A 19,301-nucleotide genomic window follows, 5' to 3' on the forward strand; every position below is an offset into this window, starting at 1 on the left:
TTGGGGCGGAGGTCAAAGAATATCATGAAGTTCGTCAGCTATAACATTCAATACGGGGTCGGCATGGATGGCGTGTTCGATCCCGAACGCATCGCCGCGAGTATCGAGGGAGCGGATGTGATCGCGCTTCAGGAAGTGACCCGCGGTTTCCCCAGGAATGGCCATGTGGATCTTGTCGCCCGCTTCTCGGATCTGTTTCCGGACCATTTCCATGTCTATGGCGCACCTTGCGACCTGCTGCTCGACGTCTCGGTCGAGAACGGCCGCCGCATCGAGCGCCGCTCCCAGTTCGGCAACATGATCCTTTCGCGCTGGCCGATCCTTGCCACCCGCCATCTTCTGCTGCCCCGCAGCCGCACCGTCGAGATGCTCAACCTGCAGCGCGGCGCGCTGGAAGCGGTCATCGTTGCACCCGGCGGGCCGCTTCGGGTCTATTCCGTCCACCTCGACCATGTTTCTGCCGATGAACGGCTCGGCCAGATCCGTTATCTTAAGGAGCGGGTGCTGGACTTCGTCTCCGAGGGCGGCTCGTTGACCGGCGGCGCCGAAGAGGGTTTCCCCGATCTGCCGCTGCCGGAGGATTTCCTGCTGATGGGCGATTTCAACATGGAGCCGGAATCGATCGAGTATATCGCCATGGCCGGCCAGCGGGACCGTTATTACGGCCGCATCCTGCGCGCCAACGAACCCGTCGACGTGCTGGACCGCCTTGGGTCGGTAACGCCGGAGACCTATACCTGGGCGAAGCCGCCGGGCGACGGGCCGATAAAGATGCATCTCGATCATTGCTTCGTGAATGCCGGGCTGGTGCCGCGGCTGAAAAACGCCTGGATCGACAATGAGGCGCCTGGTTCCGACCATTTCCCGGTCTGGGTCGAGGTCGAGTGAGTGATCCGGCGGAGCTTCCTCCGCCGGATCTTTGTTACCTGAGCGTCACGGTCGGGCCGGCCGCCGGAAATCCTCGGGCAAAAGCATGGTCTCGATATGCGGGACCAGGCGGTTGCGGGACAGGCTGAAGAGCTGGTTTGCATCGACGATGGTGAAGCCGAGCTTCTTCTGGACGTTCAGCGAGGCCAGATTGTCAGCAAAGGCGCCGGAAAAGACCTGCGCTTCCGGCATCCGCCGGAAGAAACGTTCCAGCGCCCCGGCCACCGCCTCGGTCATGTAACCCCGATCCCAGTAGAGCCGGTTCAGCCAGTAGCCTAGACGCCATTGACCGCGTCTCGGCTCCAGGCAGACGGCGCCGATATGGGTGTCGTCACCGGTGGTGATGGCCAGCGTCCAGTCCGGCAGGATGCCGGATGCATGCGGGACGAGCCAATCCAGCGCGTCCTGGCGGTCATAGGGCTGCGGCACCCGCGCCAGCATGCGTGCGACCTTGAAATCGCCGAGCGATTCGGCGATTGCCGTCGCATCGGTGATCTTGTGCGGGCGAAGAACCAGCCTTTCCGTGGTGATGACCGGGCAGGGGCCGGGCATCGTGACAGTCGAGCTGGTCTTTTGGAGGACGGCGGCGTTCATCGCAATTCTCCCCAGCTTCTCAAGGACATCCAGGTCTTGCGGTCGAGCCGGAACCACTCGACGGCGACCATGCCGCCAAGCGCCAGGCAATCGATCATGCCGGTGCCTTGGAACTGGAAACCGCATTTCTGGATCACCCGCCGGGAGGCGATGTTGGTCACCCGGCAGCGGGCATCGATATGGTCGATGTTGTTGCGGGTGCGGAAGGCCATGTCGATCAGGGCATGGGCGGCTTCCGTCGCGTAACCCCTGTTCCAATGCGGTTCGCCCAGCCAATAGCCGAGTTCGAGCGTTCTCTCGTCCTGTTGCGGTTCAAGCGCGCAGCAACCGAGAAAGGCGCCGTTGTCTCCTCGCGTGATGGCGTAGACGCATTTGCCAATCTCGCCGGCCTTCGTGCGTCGCACGAAATCGGCTGCGTCTTTAGCCGTATAGGGATGCGGCATACGCGACACCATGGTCGCGATATTCGCATTGTTGGCGAGATGGGCAAGTGCGTCGATGTCTTCTTCGTGGGGCGTGCGCAGAACTAACCTCTGCGACAGTAAGACGGGGCAATCGCTTCTCGACCGGTCGGGTCTTAACCGATCCTCTGGCGGCCGGGATTGGCTCGCCCTTAGTAATTCGCCTTGCATGTTCAGTCCTCCTGTTGGGGGCAAAGAAAAAGGGAAGATGGTGGTGTCCCATCTTCCCTTTTTTCTGACTGAACCTTTGGGCGTTCAGCCGGGTCGATGTGACACCGGCTGCTTAAAACGCTTGCCGGCTTTATTCTGCTGCTTCGGCTTTCGGCATTACGGACACGAACACTCGACCATTGGCCTTGGTTCGGTAATTCACATTGCCTTCAGTAAGCGCAAAAATCGTGTGGTCCTTGCCGAGGCCGACGTTCTGACCCGGATGCCACTGCGTGCCGCGCTGACGCACGATAATGTTGCCCGGAATGACAGCTTCGCCGCCGAACTTCTTCACGCCAAGGCGCTTGGAATTCGAATCGCGACCGTTGCGCGACGAACCGCCAGCTTTTTTATGTGCCATTGGAGTTCTCCTTTACCCTTCGAAACCCGTTGTTAAGCCAAGATGTCCGTGATGCGGACGACCGTGTGATGCTGGCGATGGCCACGAATCCGCTTGGAATTCTGACGGCGACGCTTCTTGAAGGAAAGAACCTTCTTGCCGCGATTATGCTCGACCACTTCGGCCTTGACCGTCGCACCCGCAACAAAGGGAGCGCCGAACTTGGCATCGGCACCAACGCCGACAACCAGGATTTCATTGAATTCTACGACAGAACCAGCTTCGGCTTCCAGCTTTTCGATGGTGAGCACGTCGTTGGCTGCCACGCGGTACTGTTTACCGCCGGTCTTGATGACTGCGAACATTTTTTATCCTTTCATGTTCGTTCCGGCTCTGCCCTATTTAAAAGGCGGCCGTCTTTTTATCAGTCGGGCTCTAGCAGGGTTTCGAAAGAGACGATCTTCTGGAACTTGCTGCCGGTGGAATTCGCGTGGCTGTTCCAACAACCTCCACACAAACAAAGAGGCATGGATACTTTTCCACGCCTGATCGCGAGCGGACATACGCGAGCGACAAAAAACTGTCAAGACGAAAGGATATAAAGACTTGATATTCGCCCCTTGCCAGCCCCATGTTTGCCCGCTATGAGAACGCCCGCGCTGACCAACGCGTCATCACGTCTTAAGCGGAGAGGTGGCTGAGTGGTCGAAAGCACCGCACTCGAAATGCGGCGTGCCTGCGAGGGCACCGTGGGTTCGAATCCCACCCTCTCCGCCATTATTCGCGCCATTGATTTCATGCGATTTTCAAAAGCCCCGGATTGGGTCCGTACCCATCTATGTACCCGGGCTTTCCATGTATCACACACGTCACGGCAATGGCTTCAGATTTCAACGCCGAATCCCGCATGATCTCGTATCTATCCTTGGCACGTCTCCAATCCGTCTAAACCTCGGCAGGGTCTCCGCTCGAAAGGCTGCGACAATCTGCCGGCTACTTGCCGCCCGTCTCGACCGGCTATTTGCTCATACCCTCAAGATGGAGGGTAAAACCATGAATGAAAATCAGGACCCGAGGGACGCGATTATCACAGAACTCAAGGACGTCATATCCAGTCTGATCGAGGACGCCAGGCAAGTTGCGGACGTCACTGACCAAGTTATGGCAGAGCAAGATCGCCTGCATGCTCTTGAACTCGAAAACCAGGAATACAGGCTCAATGCCTCTGCCATCGAGCGCGACAGTGCATTCAAGCGGGAGGTCAACGACGTCTATTCGTCTTTCATCAACACGCAGGCGATGATCCTCGAAACACTTCATCGTCGTCGTGAAACCGAGCCGTTGAATCCAGACCCGATCCTTCCCGGACTAGAAGCACTTTCTGAGAAGATCGCGTCTCTCAACAGTGCTGTTGAGATTATGCTCGACGGTGGTCGTCCGGGGCCATTGCTATCCGTAGCCCTTGAGGAATGGTTTAGCGTTCGGAGCGGACTTGGTATCGATCAGAAAAAGATCGATACCGACTACAATCGGATCAAAGACTTCATTGAGTTCTCTGGTGATAAGCCGATCAACAAATATCGGTTTCTCGACTTCCAGTCATTTGCCAACCTGCTCGCCCGCGTTCCAGCGAGCTATAGCGTAAAACCAGAATTTCGCGATATGACGCAGGTGCAGGCAGTGTTTCACAACGATAATTTGCCGCTGCATAAGCAACACAGGACGCTAACCGGAAAAACAATCGAGACGAATTACCTGTCGCCGCTGAATATGATCTTTCATGACATGTGCGCTCACCACGGTTTCACGTCGCCACTCGCCAATGTCACGGTGCGTATATCTGCAGACGCACGGGACTCGACCGCTCGACTGCCGTTTGAGGTTGCCGAGTTGAACCGGTGGTTTGCATTCGCGGCTTTAGAGGACCGTGGTGACAACAAGTGGTTGCCACTCCTCGGTACTGTAACAGGAGCGCGGATCGGTGAACTCATTCCTCTTCAACGCAAGGATATCTATCAAGTCGAAGGCGGACACTGGGTTCTGGACCTCACCACAGACCTGACCGATATCGAGGGGTTGCCGGTGGCCCGGCGCATCAAGAACAAGTCGAGTAGGCGCATTATCGCAATTCATCAGTCCATCGTAGATGCTGGGTTCATCGACTACGTTAAATCCTTTCCCAAAGACGGCCGAATTTTTCCATGGCCTTTCACCACGGAAAGAAAGCCGTGAAACGACCGGCCGACGCCGCATCGAAACGCTTGAATGCGCAGTTGAAGAAAGTTGGTATTCACAAGGAAATCGAGTCGACGTTTCACTCCACCCGTCATACCGCCAAGGACATCATGCGGGTGGCGAAAATTGACCAAAGAACGCACGATAAGCAAACGGGTCACGCGCTGAAGACGGTGTCGGACAACTACGGTGCCAAGACCCTGAAGCGTGAGGAGTTGGAAGTACTTGCAGTTCTTCCACTTCCTGAGGGCCTCGACCTCTCGCCTTACCTCGCAGTTCGGTAAGTTGATCGGCGCTTGACCCCTGCGCAAAAGGCGGGGAGCATGAAAAAACCGCCGTCGACGGGCTGGAACCCTCGGGCGGTTTTTTTAAATGCGAGTTCATGTTGACCGACAGCGAGACTGCAGTAAAGCCCCGTCACTTTAGCCGGTGACCCGCTGGCTGGGAGATACCCCAGCCAAGTCCAAGCACGGCCTCGCCCAACGACGTCAACAATTTTGGAAGCCCCGCGCCATCGGCGACGAAGTATGGCAAGGGCGGGATCGCGATCGCGCCCTTCGTCTGTCATGGCGTTGTAACGAGTATGAGTTTGCCAAATGCCTAGACCTTCCCCTTGCGGGGTCGGCGAAGAATGTGCGGGCGATGATCTCCGTCGCCGTCGATGCAGTTCACACGGCGCTTCATTTTCCCGAGCTTCGCGTCTCTTGTTCCCGCCGTAATGGCTGGTGGCAAGAGACACGGCGGTATCGCGATCCTGATTTCACCTACTATAACGTCGTGCCGGCGATCGATGCCCTGCTGGAAGCCGGAATTCTAGTCGACTACGACCTTCAGCCCGCAGGCCGATCCACTGGCGTCCAGTCGAGCTACCGGCCCGCCCCATGGCTCGCGGAGATCATATTGCCGGAGCTGCGCTACGAGGTCGGCGAGGTCATCCGATTGAAAGACGCCGAGGGGCGCTTGATCGACTACCGTGACAATGACAAGACGCGGCGCGATCGCGCCATGCTAGCGAAGATCAACCGCAGCCTAGCAGAAGCCGCTATCGATCTCGATGTTCCCGCCGCCGTTCGGGACGCCAATGCGATCCGCCTCGACGGCTATTCGGTGTTCCCGGGAATGACATCCCTGTACCGGGTCTATAAAGGCGGATGGGATCGCGGGGGCCGGTTCTATGGTGGGTGGTGGCAATCGTGTCGGAAGACGCACCGGCAGCACCTCACTATCGACGGCCACCGCACTATCGAACTGGACTACCAGCAAATCCATCCCCGCCTGCTCTATGGCATCGCCGGGCGGCACCTGGAGGGAGATGCGTACACTATTCCCGGGTGGGATCGCGGTGTCGTCAAAAAAGCGTTCAATACCCTCTTGAACACTCAAGACTTCAAGGAAGCCCGCGGCGCAATCGCCAAAAATCTAGGCACTGATCGTGACACCGCAGAATGGCTGATCCTCGATATCACGATGCGGCACCCGGATATCAAATCCTACTTCCACAGCGGCATCGGCATGACGCTCCAGAATATCGATTCCGAAATCTGTCGGCAGGTTCTCGTAGAGATGTATCGTAAAGGCATCGTCGCGCTTCCTGTACATGACTCCTTCGTCGTCGCCGAGGAGCACGAGGACACGCTCTCGCAGGTTATGCGGACGACGTTCGACGCGGTCGCGAAAACGGCCAAAAAACTATTCTAAAACAGGTGGATAGAACCGTCATAGACTACAAGCGGCCCCGTGAGGGGACGCTGCCCTTGGAGGCTTCCTTCTCTGTCAGGATGTAAACGGTCAACGATATCTCAGTAAGCGCATCCGGGTCATTGATTATGCCAAAGTGTTGCGTCGAATCCGCTAGATTCCGGTGGGATGTAAAACGTCGGAGTGCGTCCCGCCAGATGAGCGAACAGGCCTGCGATGGTGAAGGACATCAATTGATGTCCTTCTGCTGAGCCCTCACTGGATCAAACGCATAGTGAGAATGAACTTGACCCAGGCTCTTGCCGACCAGACCCTTCGATAAAGGCGCGATCATTTGACGTCGCCTATGCCAGGAGGGAAGGATATGAAGACGTCAGGCCAGACTCTCAGGACGTGTGCCGCGGAACTCTCGACCGACTTGGAGGAAGCGGATGGCGCATGGAAACTCGCGCGGCTGGACGCTATCGCACGGATGGATGATCCGGCAATCCGTGAAAACAACCGGTACGTCTTGCGGTACATGGTAGGCAACTCGGATGACTATGATGACGCCGCGTTTCTGCAGACCTTTGGCTCAATGGTCCTATTGAAAGACGCCGCTTGGCAAAGAGGGAAACTGGACGCGCAGTCCGAAGCTATTCGATCAGGATATATCCGCGATCCAAGGACTGGAACTCTCTGGAGTTTACACGCCCTACCGTCCGACAGAGATTAAACTATCGGACTTCCAGGTTCAGAAAGTTGCGCAATGGAAGATTGCGGCCGGTCAGCAACGCACAAACGTTTCAATTGGGTCCGACATCGTTTTCGGCAACGGACCCCCTCTCGCGGGCCTAGAAACCGCAAATTCGGCCATACAGAAAAGAGGCGCTCATTGGCGCTGGCCTAGTCCCGGCCCTGATTCAGGTCCGGGTGCGGAATGATAATGGCTACGATCCGTCAAGTTGTCGTCTTCGCGACCGAGGCTCGGCTTTGCCTGCGCCCGCACCGCCCGCTTGACGAAACTGGACAGCTCTTCTCTCCAATCGACTGTTTCGAAGTTCGAACGGTATGCTTCGAAACTCGAAATACCGGACAGTTCGACAATCGAACTATAGCCGTTTCAGGAGCGGAGGCATCATGTAATGGTTCATGATGGTGACATTGGCACCGGCTCTTCAAATCGCCTGCTTAATGGTTCGAGGTTCGCAACGTTGTGCCGTCGTGTATGATCGTTCGAGCCTCGAAATATCTGTCCGTTCGATTTTCGAAAGGTTCATTTCGAGTTTCGAGCTTTTTAGATGGAGATCGAAATCGGCGGCGGTCGATCCCGGATCGCTATGGCGACCTCCTGCGGCAGCCTTTTCTCCGATTGCTTCACGCGCGAATTCCCGAAGTCCCGTCCTCGACGGCGCTCCGTCCTCGACGGCGCTATGCTGACTTCTCCGATATGCTCATCCTTGTCCCAAGCCTCCCAAGCGATGCCGGTTTTTGAAGCACTGAATGTTTCGAATTTCGGAAGACATCATTTGCGCCGGTGAACTCACGGGCACACCATTCTGAGAAGCAGAAGGGGATAGCCAGCAATGCCGTGTGCCCACAAGGCAAACGGCGCTGGTCAGGGGAGAAACTCCCCGTGAACCCCTCATCCCCGAAATCGGGGCAGAATGAAGGAAGACGCATGCGCGACCGCATCATCCGTATTCGTGCGAGCACGGAAGAAATTTCGAAAATCGAACAACTCGCGAAAGGTCGAGGTCTTTCGATTTCCGAAATGATGCGGCGCGCTGCACTCGGCGTGCGAATGCCCGTCCGAACGTTCGATTCAACCCAGGTCGTACTGCTAACCCGTGCCCTGGGCGAGCTTGGCAGGATCGGGGGAAATTTGAACCAGCTTGTTAGACGCGCGAATTCGGGAAAGCTCTCCGGGTACGACGCCGATCTAGCCCAAACTCTTTCCGGCATCGACACCCTGCGGCATCATCTCCGGGGCATCATATCATGATCCTCCAAACCACACGCATCTCCCGAAAAGGCGGCGTCCGCTACCTCTCTCATCATCTACTCGGCAAGGTCCACGAGAACGAGAGAATAGAAGTCCTTGCCGGTGATCGACACGTTCTTGACGACGCCCAGTCGCTCGCAAGCCTGAAAGGCTGCCGGTACAGCATTCGCCATCTTTCAGTATCACCGGAACGCGAAATGACGCCTGCTCAGCTAGGCGAATTCTTGAAATCCGTTGATGCCGAGTTTCGCGTTGGACCTGACCGGCCGCGGCTGGTGGTGCGTCATATCAAGAAGGGACGATCGCATTTTCACATCGCGATTGCCGAAGTCGATCCCGTGACGCTTCGCGTCTTGGATTGCCGAAACGATTACGCCCGACTTGAAGAACTCGCTCGTCGCTACGAACAGCGGCACGCCGAGACCGTGCAACCGACCCGGACTGAACGTCGTCAGCGCAAGGTCGCAGGGTGCTCAGATGTCGCTCGCAAACGTGCCGAGCGCGTTAGCCCCAAGTTCGACCGAACGAAACTGAAACAGGCGTTTGCCGTCGGCAGACAGGCCTTCGCACAGGAGCTTGCTCGACAAGGCCTTCGTATCACAAACGGCGACAAGGGACCGATCCTGGTCAACATTGCCGGGACGTTCGCTGCCGCCGCAAACCGTGCCGTTGGTGTCCGCCGCGGCGAATTCTCAAAATTTATGGAGACCCTCACTTATGACGGAAATCATTTCCGCGTCGATGCGGACGCTGACGTCGGTCGAGCGAAACACCGAGATGCTGTTGCCCCTTCTATCTCTGCTGGATACGCCGGACGTCCCGGATCGCATCGCCCAGCTCCTCGACCTTCTGACGCACATTCTCGACGCGCAGAACCAGCAGGTAGAGGCTTTGAGGATCGTGAGCGACCGGCTCGATCGTCTATCGCGCCGCTGACCCGACGTCTTCGGCGAGAGCAATTGTTTCTGCATAGAATCGGAACTGTGGACCTCGATGACCTCCTGCGGCGCGCTCGGGAAATGGCTTTGTGGATTCGAACGATCTTCGAGCCACCGGCGCAGCGGCTGAACCGAAGAATTCAAGAACTCAAGCAAGAGCAGAACAAGATCGTGCTGGCGGCGATTTCGACGCCGTCACCGTCGACATTCACATTCCAGAGGAGGATGACACCATGAAAGACACGAGGAACAAGCGCAAACGGCGAAGCTGCTATCATAGACTTCGAGCACGTTACATCGAGGCCCAGCGAGCTCGTCGCGGTAATCCTGCCGCTTCTGCCGCAACGCAGTTGCTCGCCATCTTCGCGGTCGTCATCGGACGTGCGCCCTTGCTCCCGGCAACGCCCGTCAGTCCTCGCTACAGTCCGCCGCAACTATCGCCAGCGGCGGCACACCGTAACGCGATGGCGCGGCGGATGGGGGTGCCTGTCAGATATCTGGATTTGGTCCTCTCACAGGGCCAGGTACCCTATGCCGTATTGTTCAATCACATCCGCCAAGGGGGCGTCCTGCGCCGTGATGCGATGATCGAATTACGGACGCGGATACCCGAGGCCGCGCTTGATTGGCTTGATTACGTTGAGAAATGGGATCGATGGTCTGAACTACTCCGCTGCCATGTCGCCAAGGAGCAGGAAGACCTAACAGATGTCAGGGTCTTAAAGTCGACGGTACGCTGGCTCGAACATCTGAAGGACAACGCGCCTGTTCAGCCCGGTACAACGCTCGAAACCGCCGGTGGCTATACCGATACCGATCCGCAGAAACCCAAGACTTGAAATCGTCCGCGCGCATTTCGGAAGATGACGTTCTACATTCCATCCGCTAATTGTGAACTCACGACAACCGTGAATTTCATCGGATGCTGGGTGCGCAATGGCAATACCGAATTACGAGACTCTGATGCTTCCGGTGCTGAAGTTGGTCGCCGAGGGTGCGCCCAATGTAGCTGCATGCATCCCTGTTCTGCAAAAGCAGTTTGATATCTCGGATGAGGAGGCCTCGGAATTGATCCCGAGCGGCACGGCGACGGTACTGCAGAGCCGCGCCCATTGGGCGAGGACCTATCTTGCGAAGGCCGGACTGTTGACTTCACCGCGCCGAAATCTACACGTCGTGACCGATCTCGGACGACGCGTTCTGGCCTCGCAGCCTGAACGGATCGACAATGAGACGCTGGCAGGTTTCGAAGGCTTCAGGGACTGGATCGAGCGTTCCAGGCAGCGCGACGGTGGGGACGTTGCGGTTACTCAGTACACGCTCGCGACCGGTTCCATGGATTCCGCACCGATCGATGAAAGACAGACGCCGGAAGACGCCATGGCCGCGGCCTCGGGTCTTCTGGACGCCGCCCTGAGAGACGACCTTCTAGCCCTTCTGCAACAGCTCTCCCCGCAGCGTTTCGAACGCCTCATCCTCGATCTACTGATTGCCATGGGTTATGGTGGTGGCGACTTGGCGAATGGCCTCATGACAAAAGCATCGGGCGATGGCGGGATTGATGGGATCATCCATGAAGACGCTCTCGGCCTTGATGCGGTTTACATTCAGGCAAAGCGGTACGCGCCCGAAAACCGCGTTAGTCGCCCCGATGTTCAGCGGTTCATCGGTTCGTTGACGGGCGAAGGCGCGACCAAGGGTGTTTTCGTCACCACGTCTGACTTCTCGAAGGATGCGCACGAATACCTGACTCGGGTCCAGCATCGTGTCGTCTTGATAAATGGCCAGCGCTTGGCGCGCCTGATGATCCAACATGGCGTCGGTGTTCGTGTTCGCCAGACCTACAAGGTCCAAAGCATTGACGAGGACTACTTCGCTGACGTGACCGGTTGACAAGACGCCGGAATGGAAGACGCCGATTCATCGATGACGACTCGCCCTTGTTCGGTTAGACATCGATCCAAATTTCTGCCCTAACCAACCGTGATGAGGCAGGACAAAAGCATGGCATGGGGGAAGACGTCGTATGAATGCCGTCGAAATCGAAGAAGCCGTATCTGAACTGGCCAATCAGCCGTTTGACGCTGCGGAGTTTCCGTTCGACTTCCTGGTCGCCTTTGGCAACAAGGAAACCACCGTCAAGCGGCTGCGTACTGCCTCGGCGAATGCGTCCGACGTCGCTGGTGGGGTCCTGCAAAAGAGTAACATTCACATCGCCACCTGTGCCGAGGGCAAGGTAGGCGAAACGCTTGTGGCGCTACGCACCAGCCCGAAGACCGCATCCAACAAGGCGAAGTTCATTCTCGCAACCGATGGCGTCTCCTTCGAGGCCGAAGACCTGACGAGCGGCGAAACTGTCGTCTGCGACTATCCGAAGTTCCCGGATCATTTTGGGTTCTTCCTTGCTCTTGCAGGCATCACCACGGTCAAGCAAATCCGCGAAAGCTCGTTCGACATCCGGGCGACAGGACGGTTGAACAAGCTTTATGTCGAGCTGTTGAAGGATAATCCTGAGTGGGCGACTGCAGCGCGCCGCCCGGACATGAACCATTTCATGGCGCGACTGATCTTCTGTTTTTTTGCTGAAGACACCGACATCTTCAACGGTGAGGGCGTGTTTACCTCCACGATCGAGCAGATGAGCGACCGCGACTCTTCCAATACACATGAGGTCATCGGAACCCTTTTCAGGGCCATGAACACCAAGATTGTGGATCGAGCTACGGCCAACCTTCCCAGATGGGCGAACGGTTTTCCTTACGTCAACGGTGGACTGTTTTCCGGAAGCACGGAGGTCCCGCGTTTCAGCAAAATTGCCAGGTCTTATCTGCTTCATATTGGGGGGCTGAACTGGAAACTCATAAACCCCGATATCTTCGGGTCTATGATTCAGGCGGTCGCAGACGACGACGAGCGCGGTGCTCTCGGCATGCATTACACCAGCGTGCCGAATATTCTGAAGGTTTTAAATCCTCTTTTCCTTGATGACTTGCGCGAAAAACTAGCCGATGCCGGTGATAACGCCCGCAAACTTCTGAATCTCCGGAACCGGATATCCAGAATCAGAGTGTTCGATCCTGCATGCGGTTCTGGGAACTTCCTAGTGATCGCCTATAAGCAGATGCGGGAGATCGAGGCAGAGATAAACAAACGTCGCAGTGAGCCAGACCGACGGACAGACATTCCGCTTACCAATTTTAGGGGTATAGAGCTTCGCAACTTCCCTGCAGAGATTGCCCGCCTCGCGCTGATCATCGCCGAATATCAGTGCGATGTTCTCTATCGCGGCCAGAAGGAGGCGCTTGCCGAGTTCCTGCCATTGGATGCTGAAAACTGGATCGTTTGCGGTAACGCGTTGCGGCTCGATTGGTTGAGCGTATGCCCGCCGACCGGAACGGGCGTAAAGCTTGTTGCAGACGACCTGTTTCATAGTCCGCTCGATCAGGCCCAGATTGATTTTACGAATGAGGGCGGTGAGACGTACATCTGCGGAAATCCTCCCTATTTGGGTAGCAAGCGCCAAACGGAAGAGCAAAAATCAGACCTAGAGTGGGTATTCAAAGACCAAACTGAGGATTGGAAGCCGCTCGATTACGTTTCCGGTTGGTTCTTGAAGGCTGCGATGTTCAGCAAGCATTCAGTAGCATCCGCTGCGTTCGTGTCGACCAATTCTATATGTCAAGGACAACAAGTCTCTATTCTGTGGCCGCTGATATACGCGACGGGAAACCGTATCTCATTTGCACATACAAGTTTTACATGGACGAACTTGGCGACTTATAACGCAGGCGTGACCGTCATTATCGTAGGCATTTCCAATGCAACGCGTTCGACGGCTACGTTGTACTCTAAGGACGCAGATGGCGCTGAATTCTCGCGTGACGTCGCCAATATCAATGCATATCTGATTGCAGGCGATGATGTTCTCGTGGAGGCGCGGAGGACGCAAGTTTCAGGTTTGCCCGAGTTTTATCGGGGTAATTCGCCCACCGATGGCGGTCATCTCGTCTTGGACGGAAATGACGTCAATCTTCTCGCATTGAGCCCTTTGCAAAAAGAAAAGTTTATCCGGCCATTCGTTGGATCAATGGAACTAATTCGAGGCATCAGTAGGTTTTGCATTTGGATTGATGAGGCAGACATTGACGAGGCGCTCTCAGTTCCATCGATTTCTCGCAGGGTAGAACAAGTAAAGGCATTTCGCCTTGCGAGCCCAAAGGTTGCAACACGGAAGGCTGCAAATTGGTCCTTTCGCTTTGACGAGCGTAAGCCATTGCCGGAGGTACCCTCTATTTGTGTGCCTGTTACGAGCTCGGAAAACAGAAGTTTCTTGCCGGTTGGAATGCTGCCAGCCGGAACAGTGATTTCAAACCTTGCGTTTGGAATGCCATGTTCAGAGATGTGGGTTTTGGGGCTAGTTGCTTCCCGCATGAATCTCGTCTGGGTCGCAGCAATCTGTGCTCGAATGAGGACCGATTACCGCTTTACTAATACTCTTGGCTGGAACACGTTCCCTGTCCCACGTCTCACAGAGAAGAATAAACAAGACCTGACGCGTAGCGCTGAGGAAATTCTGTTAGCCAGAGAGGCTCACTTTCCTTCTACTATTGCTGATCTTTACGACGGTGATGATATGCCGGAAAATCTGCGCATCGCCCATGAGCGCAATGACGAGGTCCTAGAACGAATTTACATTGGACGTCGCTTCCGCAACGACACTGAGCGGCTGGAAAAGCTGTTTCAACTCTACACCAAGATGACCGAATCTGATGGCAATAAGCGAAAGGCGGTGCGCAAGTGACCGCCAATAGTAGCTATAGACCTGGTGGGGATGCGAAAGCGATTGCCCGGGTCGCCCATGAATACTACGGCAGCTATCGCAATATGTTCGAGGTTCACGGTTGGCCTGAGCGAGGCAACCAGATGATGACGGCTCAGCAGTCGCGGGTGGTCGAGGTCTACGGTTCAGTTCGGGCCTTTGAGGATGCGCATGTTCCAACCACCGACCTGATGTTTCCAATGCAGGCGATAAACTCAGAACCGCCAAACGTTTGGCTCACGAGCTTTTACGGTTTCGGTCCGTGGAATTGGGGCTTTCTAGGGTTCACGCTTGAGAGCGCTCGACAAAGCTTCATTAAGAACAGTGCTCCCGGTGTTTTGGTCGTCATCTATGGTGCAAGTAAAGCTTCGGAAGCAGAGCGCGGAAACGTCATTGGGGTCTTACAATGCTCGCATGTGACTGGTCATGCGAAGCAGTTTATGTCCCCGGAGGAGTGGCGGAAGAAGGAAGCCAATCCGGATAGCAAGGGCAAATGGGACTATGCTGTAAAGGTTGAACGCGCATGGCGCGTAACGCCAGAGACCCGGATGCCGGTGAGGGAATTCGCGCCCGACGCCACTGCCACAGAGGCGTGGCAACACATTGGCTCCCGAGGTGAAAGACTAACCTCGAAAGAGGCTGGCAATATCCTGAAACTGGACCTCCAGGAGGTTGCGGTCTTCGGTGCGTCTGCAGTGATCGAGTCGGCACCAGCTGGCGCTCGTCATATCCTCGCGCCGAGTAAGGCCGGTCCTGTTTCGCAAAGTGGTTTCACCGTGCGCGAGGCCGAGGGACCTAAGAACCTCTATATTCTGAAGCTCCGGGGGGACGCAGACGCATTCCTCGGGGAGAAGACCAACGGGCATGTTATCGTCAAAGCGGGCTTTTCCTGCAGCCCGAAGACGCGACGCGACACATTGAATTCTGCCTTTCCGAACTTCAGCTTCGGATGGGAGATTCTCCACTCTGGGGCGGATCAAGGCATTGATGCGTATCCGACATCCGAGCACGCACTAGCAGGCGAGAAGGCGATGCAAACCGTGCTGTGTGAAGCTCCACACTCCCGATCACTCGGCGGTGAATTCTTCCTCGCTCACCCCGACCAGGTCACCAAAGCATGGGAAGTCGGAAACAAAGCCGCCAAGGAATTTGTAAAATGACCGGAAAGACCATCCCCTCAGTTTCCATGCGCACAGCAGGCAGCGGCGCTTCGACCAAGGCCAACGAACTTGGTATGCGTACCATGCAAGAGCGCGCCTATGAGCACCGCGGCGAGCAATACCTGCTGATCAAGTCACCGCCCGCTTCTGGTAAATCACGGGCCCTGATGTTCATTGCCCTCGACAAGCTTCATAACCAGAATGTCCGAAAGGCCATCATCGTGGTTCCCGAACGATCGATCGGCGGTAGCTTCGCAGATGAACCACTATCGAAATATGGGTTCTGGGCAGACTGGACGGTGAAGCCGCAATGGAACCTGTGCAATGTTGCTGGCATCGACAACACGTCCGTGGCGAAATCCAAGGTCAAGGCTGTCGGGCAGTTTCTCGACAGTGAAGATCGGGTTCTGGTCTGTACGCACGCGACGTTCCGCTTCGCAGTCGAAGAGCTCGGTATCGAAGCATTCGATGACTGCCTGATTGCCGTAGACGAGTTCCATCATGTCAGTTCGAACCCGGATAACAAGCTCGGCGCACAGCTTGGACAGTTCCTATCCCGTGACCGCGTCCACCTCGTGGCGATGACGGGGTCTTACTTTCGTGGCGATGCCGAGGCCGTACTTGCTCCTCAGGACGAGTCCAAGTTCGTCACCGTGACCTACACCTATTATGAACAGCTCAATGGCTACGACCATCTGAAGTCTCTCGATATCGGCTATTTCTTCTATAGCGGTCGATATCTCGACGCGATCACCAAAGTCCTCGATCCTGCGCTCAAAACCATCGTGCACATCCCCAACGTCAACTCACGGGAAAGCACGAAGGACAAGGTGAAAGAGGTCAACGAGATCATGGATGCGCTCGGCATCTGGGAGGGTGAAGACCCCGCCACCGGCTTTCATCTGGTGCGGCTGCCTGAAGGACGGCTCATCAAGGTCGCCGACCTTGTCGATGACGAGCCTGCACGGCGCGACAAAGTCGTTTCGGCTTTGAAAGACCCCAGCCATAAAAACGATCGCGATCATGTCGACATCATCATCGCACTCGGCATGGCCAAGGAAGGTTTTGACTGGATTTGGTGTGAGCATGCGCTGACGGTTGGCTACCGTGCCAGCTTGACCGAGATTATCCAGATCATCGGCCGCGCCACACGAGACGCCCCTGGCAAGACGTCTGCTCGGTTCACCAACCTGATCGCCGAACCCGATGCCAGCGAAGAGGCGGTCGTGGATGCGGTAAACGACACCTTGAAGGCGATCGCTGCCAGCCTGCTCATGGAACAGGTGCTCGCCCCGAAGTTCAATTTCACCCCGAAAAACGCCGACAGCGGGCCCCTACCGGACTTCGATTATGGTGACGGAGGCTACAACTCCAAAGGCACCAACGTCGGCTTCAACGAGGCGACCGGTCAATTCCATTTCGAGATCAACGGTCTTGTCACGCCGCAGAGTAATGAAGCCAAGCGCATCTGCCAAGAAGACCTCAACGAGGTCATCACGGCGTTCGTTCAGGATAAGCCTTCGCTTGAGAAAGGGCTATTTGATGACGAGACAGTGCCTGAGGAGCTCACCCAAGTCCGTATGGGCAAGATCGTCAAGGATCGCTATCCAGACCTCAGTGATGTCGATCAGGAAGCCATTCGGCAGCATGCTATTGCCGCCTTGAACCTGACGCAGAAGGCCAAGGCGGTTGCGGCAGAATTGGAAGACTCCGGGCAATTGACGGGCGGATCGGCCCTGATCGACGGGGTCCGGAAATTTGCGATGGACGTTCGGAATCTCGACATCGATATGATCGATAGGATCAATCCTTTCGAGGCTGCCTATTCGATCCTCGCGAAATCCATGAGCGAACAGACCCTGAAGCAGGTCGCCGCGGTCATCGCCTCCAAGAAGATCAGCATTCCCTATGAAGAGGCCCGTGACCTGGCCTTGCGGGCAAGGAAGTTCATGCAGGAGCGCGGACGCGCTCCTGACATCACATCCGCTGACGCATGGGAAAAGCGCATGGCAGAAGGTGTGGTCGCCCTCAAGCGCCACGTAGAGCAGCAAAAGAATGGTTGATATTTCAGACGACGACCTGCTGGCCGAACTCGGGGCAGTGCCAGAGGCGAAAAAGCAGAACGCAAGGTCGCCCCGCGACGAACGGATTATTGCAGGATTCGAAGACATCGTGCGCTTCCGCGAGGAGCACGGGCGTGTACCTCTGCACGGTGAGGATCGCGATATCTTCGAGCGCCTCTATGCAGTGCGCCTCGATAGGTTGCGCGCGCAGGAGGACAGCCGCGCCTTGTTGCTTGAATTCGACCGGTACGGCTTATTGCGAGTTGACGAAGCGTCCACGAATGTAATCGAAGACCTCGACGACGACGCCCTGCTTGCCGAACTGGGCGTCGAGCCGGTGGGGGAAGTGGACCTTACCAACCTGACGCATGTGAAGCCTCGGGCAGAGGTGCGTGCTGCGGAGGAGGTGGCCAACCGCACGGCCTGCGCAGACTTTGCGCAATTCAAGCCGCTGTTTGACAACATCCAACGTGATATCGAGGCCGGAACCAGGCAAACCCGTCCGTTTGAACTCAAGGCGGAAATCAAGCAGGGAGCTTGGTTTATTGTAGGCGGGCAGAAAGCATATGTGGCCGACATGGGCGAGGTTTTCACGAACGACCAAGGTCGAACAGACGCTCGACTTCGCATCATTTTCGACAATGGCACCGAGAGCAACATGCTCATGCGGTCCCTTCAACGGTCACTGAACAAGGATGATGCTGGGCGACGGATCACGGACCCGATCGCAGGTCCACTGTTCGCAGGCGACCAGGCGGACGGAGATATCGAGAGCGGAACGATCTATGTGCTCACCAGCAAATCCGACCATCCCGTCGTGGCCGCCAACCGTAATCTGGTTCACAAGATCGGCGTTACGAATATGTCTGTGGAGCAGCGGATTGCAGGGGCTCGACTTCAAGCAACATACCTGCTGGCGGATGTCGAGATCGTATCGACTTACAAGCTTTACAACATCAATCGAACCCGCCTGGAGCATCTCATTCATCGAGTGCTGTCACCCGCTCGCCTTGACCTGACCATTCCGGACCGGTTCGGTAATCTGGTGAAGCCGGAGGAGTGGTATCTTGTTCCACTGCATGTAATCGATGAGGTTGTCGAGCGAGTGAAGGATGGGTCAATCACCGAATTTCAGTACGATCCAGCTGAGGCACGTCTGAGAAACATCGGACGACCAGTAGATTGAGCATTGTTATTAGGAGTGGCCGTGACCGATGGGAGTTTGCAATAAGTGCGGCGGAAAGATCGTTTTTCGCTATCAAGGTGGCCAGCCAATCCCAATCCATATCAATGGTGGATGGTGCTCTAGTGTCGGTTCAAATGGCGGAGGTGCAGGTTCAACTTCGACACAGTTCGCGTCGGCTGCCTCCTATGTGAACCCGGACGCCGAATGCCCCGTGTGTCATCAGAGAGTTTTCTTTTACCGGAGTCCTCATGGAGGACGTGTATTCTTCGATGATCTCGGCTGGCCTTGGCCAAAGCATCCCTGCACAGACACGACCGCCGCTCAGACAAAGAGCGTTAAAACCTTTGGCCATGTCATTTTCTCAAGCTTCCGTAGTCGCAACGGCGAAAACCTTGAAATCTACAAGCTAGTATCGGCCTTGGAGAGGAAGGGCATGGTGGAGTTGCATTTCAGTACAATCCGGGGGGATCGGTCGTTTCGCGGAGCGATAACTACTGCCGCTTTGCGAACTCAAAACATTACTGTTGCCGATCTGAATGATGCGCCGTCATTCGTTGTTCGAAAGTACCCCACCCACAGACTTCTCGACTTCATCTCGGCAAGAAAGGGATGCATCGACACCATTCAAATTCCGCGGTCCAAACCGGTTCAAGCCTTGCTCGGTTAGCAAAATTCCAGATTCCAGC

At 56.1% G+C, this 19,301-nt stretch carries 16 protein-coding genes, 1 tRNA gene and 2 pseudogenes; 15 read left to right on the plus strand and 4 right to left on the minus strand.

The features are described from left to right. Window positions 1-24 precede the first annotated feature (24 nt). A complete protein-coding gene (locus C5J24_RS26600; protein ID WP_105422197.1) occupies window positions 25-888 on the plus strand; it encodes an endonuclease/exonuclease/phosphatase family protein in 864 nt (287 codons plus the stop codon). Window positions 889-933: 45 nt separating this feature from the next. Here the strand turns inward: C5J24_RS26600 and C5J24_RS26605 are convergent, their stop codons facing one another. The 4 genes from C5J24_RS26605 to rplU form a co-directional block, all read right to left on the minus strand. Next, window positions 934-1,521: a GNAT family N-acetyltransferase gene (locus tag C5J24_RS26605; protein ID WP_105404408.1), complete on the minus strand. Its 588-nt coding sequence runs from the start codon at window positions 1,519-1,521 to the stop codon at window positions 934-936. Then, a complete protein-coding gene (locus C5J24_RS26610) occupies window positions 1,518-2,153 on the minus strand; it encodes a GNAT family N-acetyltransferase (protein WP_046606681.1) in 636 nt (211 codons plus the stop codon). The genes C5J24_RS26605 and C5J24_RS26610 overlap by 4 nt, the downstream gene beginning before the upstream one ends. Before the next feature lie 130 nt (window positions 2,154-2,283). Then, on the minus strand, window positions 2,284-2,553 hold the full coding sequence (gene rpmA / locus C5J24_RS26615; protein ID WP_105422199.1) for a 50S ribosomal protein L27: 270 nt from the start codon (window positions 2,551-2,553) through the stop codon (window positions 2,284-2,286). Window positions 2,554-2,585: 32 nt separating this feature from the next. After that, window positions 2,586-2,897 carry a 50S ribosomal protein L21 gene (gene rplU, locus C5J24_RS26620; RefSeq protein ID WP_007757413.1) on the minus strand — a complete coding sequence of 104 codons (312 nt, stop codon included), beginning with the start codon at window positions 2,895-2,897 and terminating at the stop codon, window positions 2,586-2,588. Between the two features lie 322 nt (window positions 2,898-3,219). Here rplU and C5J24_RS26625 point away from each other — a divergent pair. From C5J24_RS26625 to C5J24_RS26685, 14 genes and pseudogenes are all read left to right on the plus strand, one after another. Then, a tRNA-Ser gene (locus C5J24_RS26625) sits at window positions 3,220-3,309 on the plus strand. 78 nt (window positions 3,310-3,387) lie between these two features. Beyond that, window positions 3,388-3,546, plus strand: a pseudogene (locus C5J24_RS32740) (DUF6538 domain-containing protein); the annotation flags it as partial. Between the two features lie 39 nt (window positions 3,547-3,585). Next, window positions 3,586-4,764: a hypothetical protein gene (locus C5J24_RS26630; RefSeq protein WP_105422201.1), complete on the plus strand. Its 1,179-nt coding sequence runs from the start codon at window positions 3,586-3,588 to the stop codon at window positions 4,762-4,764. Then, window positions 4,761-5,051, plus strand: a complete 291-nt coding sequence (locus C5J24_RS26635) for a hypothetical protein (protein WP_105422203.1) — start codon at window positions 4,761-4,763, stop codon at window positions 5,049-5,051. The genes C5J24_RS26630 and C5J24_RS26635 overlap by 4 nt, the downstream gene beginning before the upstream one ends. Before the next feature lie 358 nt (window positions 5,052-5,409). Continuing rightward, window positions 5,410-6,465: a hypothetical protein gene (locus tag C5J24_RS26640; protein WP_105422205.1), complete on the plus strand. Its 1,056-nt coding sequence runs from the start codon at window positions 5,410-5,412 to the stop codon at window positions 6,463-6,465. Window positions 6,466-8,125: 1,660 nt separating this feature from the next. Further along, complete coding sequence (mobC, locus tag C5J24_RS26650; protein ID WP_105422308.1) at window positions 8,126-8,449, plus strand: plasmid mobilization relaxosome protein MobC; 324 nt, start codon at window positions 8,126-8,128, stop codon at window positions 8,447-8,449. Between the two features lie 164 nt (window positions 8,450-8,613). Next, window positions 8,614-8,853 (plus strand): annotated as a pseudogene (locus C5J24_RS32745) (relaxase/mobilization nuclease domain-containing protein); the annotation flags it as partial. Window positions 8,854-9,166: 313 nt separating this feature from the next. Next, window positions 9,167-9,385, plus strand: coding sequence for a hypothetical protein (locus tag C5J24_RS32480; RefSeq protein ID WP_245446793.1), 219 nt, complete (start codon window positions 9,167-9,169; stop codon window positions 9,383-9,385). A gap of 91 nt (window positions 9,386-9,476) precedes the next feature. Beyond that, the gene (locus tag C5J24_RS26660; protein ID WP_245446795.1) at window positions 9,477-10,226 is read left to right on the plus strand and encodes a hypothetical protein; all 750 of its coding nucleotides are present in this window, start codon (window positions 9,477-9,479) and stop codon (window positions 10,224-10,226) included. 124 nt (window positions 10,227-10,350) lie between these two features. Then, window positions 10,351-11,280 carry a restriction endonuclease gene (locus C5J24_RS26665; RefSeq protein WP_205836976.1) on the plus strand — a complete coding sequence of 310 codons (930 nt, stop codon included), beginning with the start codon at window positions 10,351-10,353 and terminating at the stop codon, window positions 11,278-11,280. A 133-nt stretch (window positions 11,281-11,413) separates the two neighbouring features. Continuing rightward, the gene (locus C5J24_RS26670) at window positions 11,414-14,188 is read left to right on the plus strand and encodes a DNA methyltransferase (RefSeq protein WP_105422215.1); all 2,775 of its coding nucleotides are present in this window, start codon (window positions 11,414-11,416) and stop codon (window positions 14,186-14,188) included. Continuing rightward, complete coding sequence (locus C5J24_RS26675; RefSeq protein WP_172724153.1) at window positions 14,185-15,366, plus strand: hypothetical protein; 1,182 nt, start codon at window positions 14,185-14,187, stop codon at window positions 15,364-15,366. Before C5J24_RS26670 ends, C5J24_RS26675 begins: the two co-directional genes overlap by 4 nt. Continuing rightward, on the plus strand, window positions 15,363-17,429 hold the full coding sequence (locus C5J24_RS26680; RefSeq protein WP_105422219.1) for a DEAD/DEAH box helicase: 2,067 nt from the start codon (window positions 15,363-15,365) through the stop codon (window positions 17,427-17,429). Before C5J24_RS26675 ends, C5J24_RS26680 begins: the two co-directional genes overlap by 4 nt. Beyond that, window positions 17,422-18,615 carry a GIY-YIG nuclease family protein gene (locus C5J24_RS26685; protein ID WP_105422221.1) on the plus strand — a complete coding sequence of 398 codons (1,194 nt, stop codon included), beginning with the start codon at window positions 17,422-17,424 and terminating at the stop codon, window positions 18,613-18,615. Before C5J24_RS26680 ends, C5J24_RS26685 begins: the two co-directional genes overlap by 8 nt. Window positions 18,616-19,301: the final 686 nt, after the last annotated feature.

The sequence above is a fragment of the Neorhizobium sp. T25_27 genome (assembly GCF_002968565.1).
Classification (GTDB): Bacteria; Pseudomonadota; Alphaproteobacteria; order Rhizobiales; family Rhizobiaceae; genus Neorhizobium; species Neorhizobium tomejilense.